This window comes from Ralstonia sp. NFACC01 (assembly GCF_900115545.1).
GTDB classification, from domain to species: domain Bacteria; phylum Pseudomonadota; class Gammaproteobacteria; order Burkholderiales; family Burkholderiaceae; genus Ralstonia; species Ralstonia mojiangensis.
Genome location: NZ_FOWV01000008.1, coordinates 77,349 through 91,141, shown reverse-complemented (window position 1 = coordinate 91,141; position 13,793 = coordinate 77,349). Strand labels below are relative to the sequence as shown.

The following is a 13,793-nucleotide window of genomic DNA, read 5'->3' as shown; positions in this document are numbered from 1 at the left end:
AATCCACGCTCACGCAGTGGTTAATATCGACGGTTTCACTTCAAAGAAAACGTTGCGCAAAGAACGAAAAAAAAGCGGCTCGCCTCATATCGGGGCGTGCCGCTTTTTTATCGCGCACACATTAGGGGATTTGGACTGCCGCTGCACCGGCGGCGTGCGTTTGATGCATTTGTGCCGTTAGACGAGTGTTTTCACTTTCACTGCGCGGCTGGGCGCGGCATTGATGCACGAAACCGATGCGCAAGCGTGTGATAGAACGACGGCGTCAGCGCCTTGGACACCTGGCTGGACAACAACGCCACCGCCATGAGCGGCAAGACCATCTCGTGGCCGTCGATCATCTCCATCACGATTACAAACGACGTGATGGGCGATTGCGTGACCGCCGCCAGGTAGCCGACCATGCAGAGCGCGGCAAGACTGGGCAGCGGTATCGCCGATGTTACGAGCGACATGACGTTGCCCAGCCCCGCGCCAATTGCCAGCGACGGCGCGAAGATGCCGCCCGGAATACCGGACAGATACGACGCGATCAGCGCGCAAAACTTGAGCACCGCATAGAACGGCGAAAGCGCCTGATGGGTCTCCAGCAAGCCCCGCGCTTCTGCATACCCGCTGCCGAACGTGGTGCCGCCTGAAACCAGGCCAATCAGCGCGATGGCGACACCGCACAGAAAAGCGAACCACACCGGTTGCGCTTGTCGGATATCAACCAGCCGCGCGGGCATCCAGCGGGGTATGTTAAGCAGCAGCCAGCAGAACGCGCCGCCGGCCACGCCCGAGATGACGCTCGCGGCAATCACCACAGGCACCAACGCCAGATGAAACTGCCCAATGGCCTGGATGCGCCCGAAGTACAGGTAGTTGCCTTGCAGGCCCAGGGCGACCACGCCGGAAAAAATGATGGCCGTAATGAGCGTGCCGCTGTTGCGGGCCACGAAACTGCGCGTCAGCTCTTCAATGGCAAACACGACGCCTGCCAGCGGCGTATTGAATGCAGCCGCAAGCCCCGCCGCTGCGCCCGCGAGCGCGAGTTGTCGCTCGATGTGCGTGCTGCTTCGACGATAGCCCCGCCGCATGGCGTACATGAGCGATGCCCCGATCTGCACCGTCGGCCCCTCCCGGCCGATCGTGAAGCCACAGAGGATGCCCAGGAACGAGACCACGATCTTGCCGAACATGATGCGCACGGAGAGCAGCGCACTGGATAGCCGCCCGTCTTCCAGCGTCGCAATGACCTGCGGAATGCCACTGCCCTCGGCACCACGAAAAAACTGGCGCGTCAGACAGATGGCAAGCGCCGCACCAACCGGTGTAATGATGATCGGCAGCCAGAACGCGTGCGACACCATGCCTCGAAAAAGCTCGAAGCCAACATCGATGAGCTTGGCGTAAGCGACGGATACCAGACCCACGAGAACGGCACCAAGCCAGAAGATGCCGTAGTTTGCCCAGAGTCTCCTGGCTCGACGCGCTGATCGATCGGCGATGTGGAGAGGAGAAAACATGGAGGTTTGGGCGTCGAGTCCGTGAAGCGGAGATTATAGGACCCGACGCGAGACGGCCTCCGTGCGGTTACCGCTAACGCCCTGCAATCGACAGCAGCGAATCGAACAAGCTGTTTGCTGCCTGCATCACCTTGGCTGATGCCTGGTAGGCCTGCTGATACCGCATCAGGTTCATTGCTTCTTCATCGAGGCTCACGCCCGACACCGATTGCTGCTGCCGCGTTGAGCCTGCCAGCAGCGCCGTCTGCGAGGTGAGGTTGCCGCTGGCCTGGTGGGTCTGCACGCCCACCTGCGTGACGAGGTTGTTCCATGCCGAGCCCATCGACGTGGTACCGCCATCGAGCAGCGTGGCATTGCGCAGCTTGGCAAATGCGCTGGCGTTGCCGTTGTCGGTGCTGTTGGCAACGTTGGGCGAGAGCTTGAAGGTATCGCCGTTGGCGGGTGTGCCCGTCATCGTCATCTGCACGCCGTTGAACGCGTACGTTGCACCCTGGGCGTAGGGCGCCGTGCCGGTGTACGTAGTCGACGTGCCGTTGACGGTGACAGTCACGCTGCCCGGAAAGCCCGAGAGCGAACCGCCGCTCGCGGCGTTGTAGCTGAGCGTGACGGGTGCTGCGAGCGGCGCACTCGCATAGCCCGCATTCACGCCCACGGCCGTAACCGCCCCGCTGCCCTTGTTGTTGCTGCCCACGTCTGCCACCACGGGCGATGCGGCGGCAATGGCGCGCGGATCGCTCGTCAGCGTCTTCATGCTCGACGCGGCATCGGCCGTCGGGCGCACGAGGAACGAATCACCGTTGTTCATCGTGCCGCTCAGGTTGAGCGTGACGCCATCCACGGTGGTCGGCCAGCTCGTTACCGTGACCGCGCCGCTGCCGTCCGGATAGCGCGACACCGTATAAGCGCCGCCCTGAAACTTCACCTGATAGTCGTAACCCTGCCCCGCATTGGCGTTGGTGATGCTGGCGGTGAGCGCGCCGCTGCCGGTGTTGCTGGTGCTGGGTGCGACGCGGGGTCCGGCCACGGAGAACACATCTGCACCCAGCTTGCCGTTGGCGTCCATGCCAAGCCTGTTCTGTGCATTCACACTGGCCGACACGGCGGCCGCCAGACGCCCCAGGCTGTTCTGCGCAGGGATAAGCGTGTTGCGGCGAAACTCCATCAGGCCACCCAGCGCGCCGCCGCCGAGCTGGCTGTCGTCCATGCCGACCGTGCCGGCAGGGCTCTTGTAGCCCACCGACAGTTGCGTCGGATCATACGGCGACGAGACCGCCGTCAATTCGAAACTCTGGTTGCCCTGCACCAGGGCCTGCCCGTTGCCGACGTAGACGTTGTACTGGCCGTCGCTCGTCTGCACTGCACTGGCCTTGATCGACTTGTTGAGCGTCTGCACAAGCTGGTCGCGCTGGTCACGCAAGTCATTCGCTGGCTGGCCGGTGGCGCTTTCTGCCTTGGCGATCTGCTCGTTGAGTGCGGCGAGCTGTTTGGCTGCGCTGTTGACGGTGCTGATGTGCATCTGCACCTGCGTGTTGACCTGGTTCGTCAGCGCCGTCATCTGCCCCGCCACCGCATTGAAGCGGCTTTGCAGGCCCGAGACGGCGTTCATAAAGACCTGCCGCGCGGTGGTATCCGACGGTTTGGAAGCCAAGCCATCCGCGGCGTTGAAGAAACCCGTGAGCGCTGAACTCAGCCCGCTGTTCGGGTCTGCCAGATATTTGTCCAGACCCGTGAGCAGGCTGCTGAGCTGGCTTGCGGCGCTGGTGGCCGCCTGGCCGTTCTGCACCTGCGTGGTCAGAAACTGGTCATAGATACGCTTGACGGTGGCCACGTTGGCGCCCTGGCCCAGAAAGCCGACGCCCGTTTGCAGCGGAATGTTCTGCGCCTGCACCGCTTCCTGGCGCGAGTACCCGGGCGTGTTGGCGTTGGCGATATTGTTGCCCGTCACCTGCAGGTGAATGCCCGCCGTGCGCAAGCCCGATGCGCCAATGTTCAGAAGAGAGGAACTCATATGTGCACCTGCATCACCTCATTACTTGAGTTGCGCAATCTTCTCCAGCATGCGGTCGGCTGTCTGCACGGCCTTGCTGTTGATCTCATACGCGCGCTGCGTCTGGATCATGTTGACCATTTCTTCCACCACGTTCACGTTGGACGTTTCAACGTAGTTCTGATTGAGCGCGCCCACGCCGTTCGAGCCCGGGTTGGCCAGGTTGGCCGTGCCCGACGCTTCGGTTTCGGCGTACAGGTTTTCGCCCATGCTGCGCAGGCCGGCCGGGTTGATGAAGTTGGCCAGCTGGAACGTGCCCACCTGCGTGTTGTTGACCGTGCCCGGCGTAGTGACCGTCACAACGCCGTCCTTGCCGATGGTCAGGCTGGTGGCGTTCTGCGGCACCGTCACGGCCGGCTGGACCGGGTAGCCGCTGGAGGTCACAAGCTGCCCCTGCGCGTTGATCTGGAAGCTGCCGTCACGCGTATAGGCCAGCGTGCCGTCGGGCATCTGCACCTGGAAGAAGCCGTTGCCGTTGATGGCCACGTCGGTGGAATTTCCGGTTTTGGTCAGGTTGCCCTGCGTGTGCAGACGCTCGGTGGCGACGATGCGCGTGCCGGTGCCGATCTGCAGACCGGAGGGCAACGTGGTCTGCTGCGATGACTGCGCACCCGGCTCGCGCACGTTCTGATACAGCAAGTCTTCGAATACGGCGCGCGAACGCTTGAAGCCCGTCGTGTTGACGTTCGCCAGGTTGTTGGACACGACGTCCAGCTGTGTTTGCTGGGCGTCCATCCCGGTCTTGGAAATCCACAGGGAGCGGATCAATTGGTGGCCTCGTCAGAGTCAGAATCAGCAACGTGGGCGATCAACGCAGGCTGACCAGCGTCTGCAGGATCGTGTCCTGCGTCTTGATGGTCTGTGCGTTGGCCTGATACGAGCGTTGCGCAACGATCATGTTGACCAGCTCGGCAGACAGATCCACGTTCGACTGCTCCGCAGATTGCGATTGCAACAAGCCGAATGACCCCATGCCCGGCGTGCCGAGATTGGCCGCGCCCGAATCGACCGTCTCCACCCACTGGTTACCGCCGATGTTCTGCAGGCCGTCCGGGGCCTTGAAGTTGGCCATCGCAAACTGGCCCAGCACGGCCGTGCGGCCGTTGGAGTAACGCGCCATCACCGTGCCATCGTTGCCCACGGCGTAGCTGGCAAGGCGCCCGGTGGCGTAGCCATCCTGCGAGACGCCCGGCGCAGTGTCGTTATAGCCACCGCCGTATTGCGTGGTGCCAGTCATGTCGATACTGCCGATGCTCATGCCGGCAAACGCCACGTTGACCTTGGCAGGCGTGGAGGTCAATTGCCCGCTGCCGTTGAAGGTGAGCGTACTGATCGGGTTGCCGCCCGTGGGTGCCGCGCCATCCACCATGGCGTGAACGTCCCACCCCGTGGCGGTGCGCACGTAGTAATTGGTGAGCGTATGAGCTTTGCCCGTGCCGTCGTACACCTGCTGCGACACCGAGTGGCTGAACGTGGCCGAGTTGGTGGCCGAGAACGGCGTGGTGGCGGGCACCTTGGCACCCGCATCCAGATTGACGCCAAACACGGTGCTGGTGGTGGCCAGCGGCGCCAGATCGTTCACGGGAATCTGCAGGTTGACCAGCGCAGCCGTGTTGACCTTGCCCGTTGCATCCACGCCGTAGCCGGTCAGGTTCTGGCCCGTGGCGGAAACGATGTAGCCGTTCTTGTCGGTATGAAACTGGCCGTTGCGCGTGAATGAAACCTGCCCGCTGCTCGGGTCCACCATGCGGTAAAACCCCGTGCCATTAATAGCGATGTCCAGCGGATTGCCCGTCCGCGTGACATTGCCCTGGGTGAAAGACTGCGACACGCGGGTCACGTTCACGCCCTGCCCGATCTGGTTGTCCGACGCGCCCACCAGCGAGCGTGCATACACGTCGCCAAACACGGTGGTCGCTTTCTTGTAGCCGACGGTGTTGGCATTGGCGATGTTGCTGCCGATGGTGTCTAGCGATTTGGACGCGGCATTCAGGCCGCTCAGCCCTTGTTGGAATCCCATGATGTTCTCGCTTGGAAAGTTGTACCGCCGTTCTGCGGGCCAGCCAGTTGAAACGGCCTGCTTGCGTTAAAGACTTCGGAGTCGACCTCACGGCATCGCCATCCGCTCATCGACCATGATGTTTTCGTCTTTAACCTGCGTGTTGCTTTTCCCTTGCGAACACCTTATTCAGCCTGTTTTTAAAGCGTTTTCTTACGATTCTTACGAGATTCTGATGTCGAAACTTTGAATTAAAAGGCTAAAAGCACCGCATCATTTTGAATTGAATCTGGGTGTTTCATGATGCATGGTCAGACAGGCTCGCCAAACCAGCGCATGGCGGCTTGAGCCAACTCCGCCTGGCTCACTGCTCCCTCGGCCGCCCACGCGACGATGCCGTCTGGTCGCACCAGCACAGCGCTCAGGCCCTGCGCGTCGGTTGCGTCGCCAGCGACATAGACGAGGCGATCATTCCACCCGTCTGCCAGCGTTTGCAGCGACGCGCCTGCGGTAAAGTCCAGCAACAGGCCTCTGCCATTGCGCAGGCGCTCGCCAAGGCGGGTGCCGTCGGCCAGCGCAAAGTCGGGCGCGCTGCGGCCAGCCAGCGGGTGGCCGTCGCCCAGGTCATAACGCAGCGAGAGACCCCAGACGCGGCTTGCAAAATAGGTCGCCCCGTCGCGCGTCTCGATCAGGTCTCGGATGATCGCTGCGAGCGCGCGCGTGCTGGGGCTTGGCCGCATGAGCGCAACCTGCGCGCGCGACCAATCGAGAATCTGCGCGCCCACGGGGTGCCGTTCCAGCGTGTAGCTGTCGAGCAAGCCGTCGGGCGCGTCGCCACGAATGGTGGCGGCGAGCTTCCACCCAAGATTCATGGCATCGCCCAGGCCGAGGTTCAGCCCCTGGCCACCCAGCGGTGAATGCGTGTGCGCTGCATCGCCAGCGAGCAGCACGCGCCCGTTGCGGTAGCTGGCCGCTTGAAACGCGCGGTCCGTCCAGGTGGTCACAAGCTTGAGCGCCGCGACGGTGACATCCGCGCCGGAAACCCGCCGTAACACCGCTTGCACGTGTTCCAGCGTGACCGGCTGCGTGCGATGAAACGCGCCGCCATCAAAGTCGACCATGGCGATGGTGCCGGGCGGTTGGTAAGTGAACATGCCGGTCGGCGTGTAGTGACGGCCGGGTGCGAGCGTATGCGGCGCTGCCAGTTCAACTTCAGCGGAATAACCGGTGAACTCCGGGTCCGTGCCGGCAAATTCGAAACCACCCGCTTTGCGTACCGTGCTGCGGCCGCCATCGCATCCGACCAGCCAGCGTGCACGGCAGGTCTCACCGCCCGCATGGATGGTCACAGCGTCGCCGGTCTGCTCGAAGCCGGTCACACCGGCGCCACGCCGGATCTCTGCGCCCATTGCGTTGGCGCGCGCGGCCAGCACGGATTCGATGTGTGCCATGTCGCTGGCCATATGGGTGTCGGCCGGACTTGGTAAGCGATACGGCCAGCGCGCGCTATCGATATCGATCTTGTCGTGGAAAAACTGGATGCCCGCAAAGTGGCCGCCTGGGCGGCGCTGGTGTTGCATCCAATGCGCGGTCGACGCGTTGCGGCGGCTATGCGCATCTTGCGCGCGAGGCTGCGCCGCAATGTCGGCCAGCAAACCGCGACGGTAGAACGCTTCGATGGAGGGAGATGCCAGCCCGCGCATCCCGAACGGGAGCTGCTTCAAGGGTGAGTGCGGGGTTTCGGCTTGCTCAAGCACCAGCACCGAGAGACGGGCGAGGCGCAGCTCGCAGGCGAGGAACAAACCAACCGGGCCGGCACCGGCAATGACAACGTCGTAGACAGTTGCGTCGTGCATGAACTACTCCTGTGTGGTCGTTCGACCGGAGCGGCTCGTCGTGTCTCCATCTAGAACCGCACGGACGAACAATGGCGCCGGAATGGCGTCCGATGTTCGTCGGGGGACTAGTGCACGCGGCACGGCCAGAGCTTCCGCTGCGCGCAATGCAAGTGCAGGGAAGGACTTGGGCTTACCAAACCAAGTCTGCCTTTTTCGACAAGGTCGTAATGTAGCGCTGCGGCTGGCGGGCAGCAATGGGAGGCACGCTCGGCTGTGCCCAATTGACACAGGTGCGCATGATAGAGTCGACCGCCATCCCGTCCCTGATCGTGTAGCCCTATGTCGACATTCGCGCTTGTCCCCAAGCAAACGGCGTTGTTGGTCATGCACTACCAGACCGACATCATGGCGTTGTTTCCATCGGTCGCGCCCACGCTGCTCTCCAACACCCGCACGCTGTGCGACGCTGCGCGAGCCAAGGGCGTCAGCGTCTATTTTGCGAAGTTCCACTTCAGCCCCGGCTATCCGGAAGTCAGCCCGTTGAACAAGAACGGGCAAGGCGTCAAGCAACTGGGGCTGTTCGTTGAAGATCGCATCTCGCCGGAACTCGGCCGGCAGCCTGATGAGCCGGTCATCATCGCGCACCGCGCCAGCGTGTTCTACGGCACCGATCTGCAGGTGCGGTTATCCGCCAGGGGCATTGATACCTTGATCATGGTGGGCGTTGCGTCGACGGGCGTGATGCTGTCGTCCATTGCTCACGCGAGCGATGCGGACTACCGCCTGTTCACCGTGAAGGATTGCTGCTACGACCCGGATCCGATCGTGCATGACCGTCTTTTTGCGACGGCGTTTGAATCGCGCACGACAGTGCTTTCGCTGGCAGATGCGTTGTCGCTGCTGGAGTAATCACAGCGTTTTTTAGCGTGCCTCAGGTGCTGACCACCTTGTTCTTGCCGGCGCGCTTGGCCTGATACATGCCGCGGTCGGCGCGGTGGATGGCCGCCATGGGTGGTTCGTCCTTGCCGACTTCCGCCACGCCGGCAGAGAAGGTGATGAACAGCCGCGTGTCACCCGCCGCAAAGAAGCGCTGCGTGAGCGCCCGCTGCAGACGGACGATGGTCTGCACGCCCTCTTCCAGCGGCGTGTCCGGCATCAGGATCACGAACTCCTCGCCGCCAAAGCGGGCGAGCGTGTCTTGCGGGCGCATCGACTCGCGGGCCACCTGGGCCAGGTGCGACAGCGCATCGTCGCCAAAGCTGTGGCCGTGCGTGTCGTTGATCGACTTGAAGTCGTCGATGTCGAGAAACGCAATGGAGAGTGTGGTGTTCTGGCGCGCGGCCCGGGCAACTTCGCGCTCCAGCGCCTCTTCCAGACCTTTGCGGTTGAGCGCGCCGGTCAGCAGGTCGTGGCGCGCTGAAGCCGATGCCATGTCGAGCGCCTTGCGCAGTTGCGCCACCTCGGCGGCGGCCTCTTCGGCCTTGACCTTCATCGCCGACAGCACATCGCGATTGCGAGCCGACTCCACCGACATCCAGCGGGTGGCCGACAGCGCATCCTGAATGGCCGGCGCGATCTCTGCGATGCTGTTGGCCGATTCGATCTTCTTGGCGCAGGCTTCCATCTGGCGGTGGTGCTCGCCCGAGGTTTCGGCGGCGGCCGACAGGCGCTCCATGAAGGCGGCCAGCAGTCGCTTCATCTCTTCCTGGGCTTCGATCGATTTCGACTTCAGCGAGCTTTGCTTCTGGATCACCTCCATGAGGCGGCGCCGCAGGTCATCCAGCCGGCGCAGGCTCACGGGGGCTTCGCTGGCTTTCATCAGGGCTTCGATCTGGCCGCGCAGCCAGCGGTCGTCCAATGACAGCTCGCCGATGTTCTCGAACACCAGTTGCAGCAGGCCCAGCAACGCCCGGCGGATCTCGCTCTGGTCTTCGGCCGCGAGCGACAGCCGGTGGTTGAACGTCGAGAGCTTGGCGGTCAGGTTGGCAAGGCTTTCGAATTCGGAGCGACAGGCCCGGATCAGCGCCCAGGCGGCGGGGCCGATGCTGGCATCGTCTTCACCGAGCACCGGAAGGCAGCATTCCACCGTGCGCGCGAGCTGTTCGCACAACTCCCGTACCAGCGCCATCCGTTCGGCGTCTGAAGCGTCTCCGTTTGGCTTGCTGCCAGCGATCTCGTAATAGATCGAGGCAAAGTTGTCTGGCGTGGGCGCCAACCTGCGTGAGGCCAGCAGCCTGAGGGCATGCCGGGCAGTCTCCGAGGGATTGTTTTCTGTCATTCCGAACTACAGGTTGGCGAGCAGGGTTGGAGCGCGATTCTCCACGGTTCCGGCCCGACCGAAAAGCCGTCCAAAGGGTTATGTGGGCTTTGCGCTGCACGGCTAAAGCTCGCCAAATTGGGTGTCGCGGCAAGCATCTACGCGAAGAGCGTGACCCCGTTTGGCAGGATCGCCGCGCACGGCGTTTCCCCGCCCCGGCGCGCGCCGCCAGCAATGATGCCCTGCGTCGCGCGCCGCCATCAAAGCGTCTGGATATGCCTCAGGAATGCAGGGGATTTATCTCGTGCGCCGTAGAACCGGATGACGCCCGACACGTCGCCGTACCGCCGTATCAGGCCTTCTGCAGCAGCACGAACGCGTCGAACCTCTGGCACCTTGTTCAGAAAGCGCTCCACCAGCGTCGGGTCAAAGTACTGGCCGCTCCGGTCTGCCAGCGCATCGAGTGCATCGTCTTCCGGCATCGCTCGGCGGTAGACGCGCGGCTCCAGCATGGCGTCGAACGCATCTGCGATGGCCACGATGCGGGCGGCAAGCGGGACATCTTCGCCCGCAAGGCCGGCGGGATACCCGCTGCCGTCAAAGTGCTCGTGATGATGGCGCGCAACGCTCGCCGCCATTTGCAGGATCGGGTCGGGCGTTCCGGCAAGCAGGTCGGCACCGATGTCCGAGTGCCGTTGCATGATCTCGTGCTCTGCATCGGTCAGGGATGCGGGCTTGAGCAGCACGTCATCCGGAATGCCCAACTTGCCGATGTCGTGCACGGGAGCCACAAGGTAGATGTGCCGCTGCTCGACGTCGTCGAGCTCCAAAACGTTTGCCAGATACGCCGCAACAGCGGCCGTCCGGAGCAGATGGCCCAGAGCCGACGGATAGCGCGACCCGCCAGCAAGCGTCAGGCTGGCGAGGATGATGTGGGGGCGGCTTTGTTGTGCCATGGTGTTGACTTTCTTGGTAGCGCGCTGGTCGGCGCGCGGTGAGGCCCGATGGAGCATTGCACGATAGTCAGGGCGCCAGTCGACCGCAACCACCCACCCCGGACATTTTTGATCTACCCCATCTGCAACCGCCGCCACAACGTCGTCTTGCTGATGCCCAATGCTGCACATACGGCGTCGCGATCGCCGCCGTGGGCCGCCAGCGCCACGCGTATCTCTTCGGCTTCCACGCCCCGGCTGCGCTCGCGCAGCGTCAATGCCGCCGGCTTGCCTGGCGTGGCGTGGGAAAACACTTCCGGCGCAATCAGCCGCAACACGTCGTGTGTGACGGCGCTGGCGTCTTCGGTGTATGCCAGCTCCACGGCGATCCGTTCGACCACGCTCTGCAATTCGCGCACGTTGCCGGCCCAGGCGTAGCGCCGCAGCGGCTCGGCAACGCCGGCCAGCACGCGGGCTGCCTCCTCGGTATCAGCAATGCGCAGCAGCAGGCGCGGTTCGCGGCGCGCGGCTTGCACGAGCAGTTCAGCGGCCAGGGGCATCACATCGTCAGGCCGTTCGCGCAGCGGGGGCAGCGCAATGCTGAGGATGTTGAGTCGGTAGTAAAGGTCTGCGCGGAAAGTGCCGGCCTCTACCGCGTCCGTCAGCGCGCGGTGCGTGGCGGCCATCACGCGGATGTCGACGCGTGTGGGCTCCGTGGAGCCCAGTCGCACCACCTCGCGCTCCTGCAGCACGCGCAGCAAGCGGCTTTGCAGCGGCAGCGGCATCTCGCCGATTTCATCGAGGAACAGCGTGCCGCGGTGCGCGGCTTCAATCAGCCCGGTCTTGCCGCCCTTGCGCGCGCCCGTGAAAGCGCCCTCCTCGTAGCCGAACAGTTCACTCTCCAGCAGCGCCTCGGGAAATGCGCCGCAGTTGATGGCGACAAATGGAAAATCGCGCCGCGCGCTGAGCTGATGCATGCCCTGCGCGACCATCTCCTTGCCCGTGCCGGATTCGCCCAACACGAGCACGGTGGCGTCCGATTTGGCATAGCGACGCACCAGCGTGCGCACGCGCTCCATCGGCAGCGACTCGCCCACGAGGTCTTCCAGCCGGTAGCGCGCGCTGAACTGCTGCGGGCGCTGGCGTGAGCGCAACGTGCGGTCCAGCCGCTCCACCGCGCGGGATTCCTGGAAGGTGAAGACCGTGCCTTCGGCGGCGCCCGCGCCGGCGCTCGCCAGAGGACCGCGGTGGATGACGTAGTTCACGCCCCGCACCGTGCCCAGCGTGTCGCCATCACTATCGGGCAGCAGGCCCAGCAGGTTGGGGGCGATGCTGAGCAGCGGTTGCCCGATGGCCTGCTTGGCCTCGATGCCCAACGCCGTGGCCAGCCGCTGGTTGATGGCCTCCACGCGGCCCTGCGCATCCAGCGCGACCACACCGTCACGCAAATGCTGCAGCAGGTTGTCCAGCCGCTGGCGGCGCAGCGTTTCGCGGCGCGTGGCCTGCACGACTTCCAGCGCGGTATCGAACGCGGCACGCACGGAGTCACGCGAATACAGGAACACGGCGTTCATGCCCGCCTGCGTTGCCAGGTCCGTCACCAGGCCGGGGCCGACCACCACGCCAACGCCACGGTCGCGCAGGTCCAGCACGCAGCTCTCCGCGCCCTGGCGCGAGGTGTACGAAGCAAACACCACATCCATGCCATAGGCGGCGACAAAGCGGCGCACTTCCTCGGGCGTGTCGCCGTGGGTGACGAGCGCCACCGATTCCGCATCGCGCCGGGCGCGGGCCAGCGCGTGCATCACGTCAAAACCCGTCGGATTGATGACGACCACGGGCAGCGACAAGCGCGGTTTGAGATACGCGCCGTTGGACCCGCCCGCCACTACCACGTCGGGTCGCTCGGTGCCTGCGGCCTCGATCTCGCGCACGATGTCTTCAAAGCCGCGCGTGATGACGCGCAGCTCGGCGCGGTCGTTGTACTCGGCAGCAATGTCGAGGAAGAGATCGCTCAGGCGGCTGATGCCGCAGGCCCAGATGCGGGGGCGGTCGGCTGGGTCGGTTGCAGTGGGGCTCATGGTGCGGTGCGGCCAGGAAAACAGCAGTCTCGACATTATGCGCCGAGCGTTTCCATATTGAAATTGCAAATTTCATTTCTGAAACAGAGTGCACGCGGACGGCAACGTCACATCCATAAGAATCAAGGGGTTACGTCGCTTCGCACGGGTGGCCCGCTTCCTGCTCTTTTAGGCCGTTCTTTCTGGAGCCCTCATGAGCACAACCCAACGAAAACCCGCCAGCGCCGGCGCTAAATTCCGTGCCGCCGTGGCTGAATCCCAACCGCTGCAAGTGGTGGGCGCCATCACCGCCTACGCTGCCAAGATGGCCGAGCAGACCGGCTTCAAAGCCGTGTACCTGTCGGGCGGCGGCGTGGCTGCCAACTCGCTGGGCATTCCGGATCTGGGCATCAGCACGATGGAAGACGTGCTGATCGACGCCCGCCGCATCACCGATGCCGTACAGATTCCGCTGATGGTCGACATCGACACGGGCTGGGGCGGCGCCTTCAACATCGCACGTACCATTCGTTCGTTCATCAAGGCCGGTGTGGCCGCCGTGCACCTCGAAGACCAGGTCGGCCAGAAGCGCTGCGGCCATCGCCCGGGCAAGGAAGTCGTTTCCACCGACGAGATGGTCGACCGCGTGAAGGCCGCCGTGGATGCGCGCACCGATGATGATTTCGTCATCATGGCCCGCACCGACGCAGCCGCCTCCGAAGGCATCGACGCTGCCATCGAGCGCGCCGTCGCGTACGTGGAAGCGGGCGCCGACATGATCTTTCCAGAGGCGATGAAGACGCTGGACGACTACCGCCGCTTCAAGGCCGCCGTGAAGGTGCCCATCCTGGCCAACCTGACCGAGTTCGGCAGCACACCGCTCTTTACCACCGACGAACTGCGCAGCGCCAACGTGGATATCGCGCTGTACTGCTGCGGCGCCTATCGTGCGATGAACGCAGCGGCGCTCAACTTCTATCAGACCGTGATGCGTGACGGCACGCAGAAGGCAGCCGTGGAAACCATGCAGTCGCGCGCCGATCTGTACCAATATCTCGGCTACCACGCGTACGAAGACAAGCTCGACGCGCTGTTTGCCGCACAGAAATAACGCCTCCGCATCCAAACCAATTCAACGCATCCAAGGAG

10 protein-coding genes are annotated in these 13,793 nt (G+C 63.7%); 2 read left to right on the top strand and 8 right to left on the bottom strand.

Annotated features, from left to right (window positions below; genetic code table 11):
* Positions 1–197 precede the first annotated feature (197 nt).
* From BM136_RS20000 to BM136_RS19980, 5 genes are all read right to left on the bottom strand, one after another.
* On the bottom strand, positions 198–1,508 hold the full coding sequence (locus BM136_RS20000; RefSeq protein ID WP_092974715.1) for a chloride channel protein: 1,311 nt from the start codon (positions 1,506–1,508) through the stop codon (positions 198–200).
* A gap of 73 nt (positions 1,509–1,581) precedes the next feature.
* Positions 1,582–3,516, bottom strand: a complete 1,935-nt coding sequence (gene flgK / locus BM136_RS19995; protein ID WP_092974712.1) for a flagellar hook-associated protein FlgK — start codon at positions 3,514–3,516, stop codon at positions 1,582–1,584.
* 21 nt (positions 3,517–3,537) lie between these two features.
* Positions 3,538–4,323, bottom strand: a complete 786-nt coding sequence (flgG, locus tag BM136_RS19990; protein WP_092974709.1) for a flagellar basal-body rod protein FlgG — start codon at positions 4,321–4,323, stop codon at positions 3,538–3,540.
* 40 nt (positions 4,324–4,363) lie between these two features.
* Entirely contained in the window at positions 4,364–5,575 is a 1,212-nt protein-coding gene (gene flgE / locus BM136_RS19985; protein WP_092974706.1) for a flagellar hook protein FlgE, read from the bottom strand.
* Positions 5,576–5,865: 290 nt separating this feature from the next.
* Complete coding sequence (locus BM136_RS19980) at positions 5,866–7,410, bottom strand: FAD-dependent oxidoreductase (protein WP_092974703.1); 1,545 nt, start codon at positions 7,408–7,410, stop codon at positions 5,866–5,868.
* Between the two features lie 321 nt (positions 7,411–7,731).
* Between BM136_RS19980 and BM136_RS19975 the strand changes: the two genes are divergently transcribed.
* Positions 7,732–8,301 (top strand): cysteine hydrolase family protein, encoded by a 570-nt coding sequence (locus BM136_RS19975; protein ID WP_092974700.1) that lies wholly within the window; start codon positions 7,732–7,734, stop codon positions 8,299–8,301.
* A gap of 22 nt (positions 8,302–8,323) precedes the next feature.
* Here BM136_RS19975 and BM136_RS19970 read toward each other — a convergent pair whose 3' ends face one another.
* From BM136_RS19970 to prpR, 3 genes are all read right to left on the bottom strand, one after another.
* On the bottom strand, positions 8,324–9,670 hold the full coding sequence (locus BM136_RS19970) for a GGDEF domain-containing protein (protein ID WP_092974697.1): 1,347 nt from the start codon (positions 9,668–9,670) through the stop codon (positions 8,324–8,326).
* Positions 9,671–9,909: 239 nt separating this feature from the next.
* Entirely contained in the window at positions 9,910–10,605 is a 696-nt protein-coding gene (locus tag BM136_RS19965) for an HD-GYP domain-containing protein (RefSeq protein ID WP_092975067.1), read from the bottom strand.
* Positions 10,606–10,718: 113 nt separating this feature from the next.
* On the bottom strand, positions 10,719–12,665 hold the full coding sequence (prpR, locus tag BM136_RS19960) for a propionate catabolism operon regulatory protein PrpR (RefSeq protein ID WP_092975065.1): 1,947 nt from the start codon (positions 12,663–12,665) through the stop codon (positions 10,719–10,721).
* Positions 12,666–12,858: 193 nt separating this feature from the next.
* On the opposite strand from prpR, the gene prpB reads away from it, so the two are divergent.
* A complete protein-coding gene (prpB, locus tag BM136_RS19955) occupies positions 12,859–13,755 on the top strand; it encodes a methylisocitrate lyase (RefSeq protein WP_092974694.1) in 897 nt (298 codons plus the stop codon).
* Positions 13,756–13,793 lie beyond the last annotated feature (38 nt).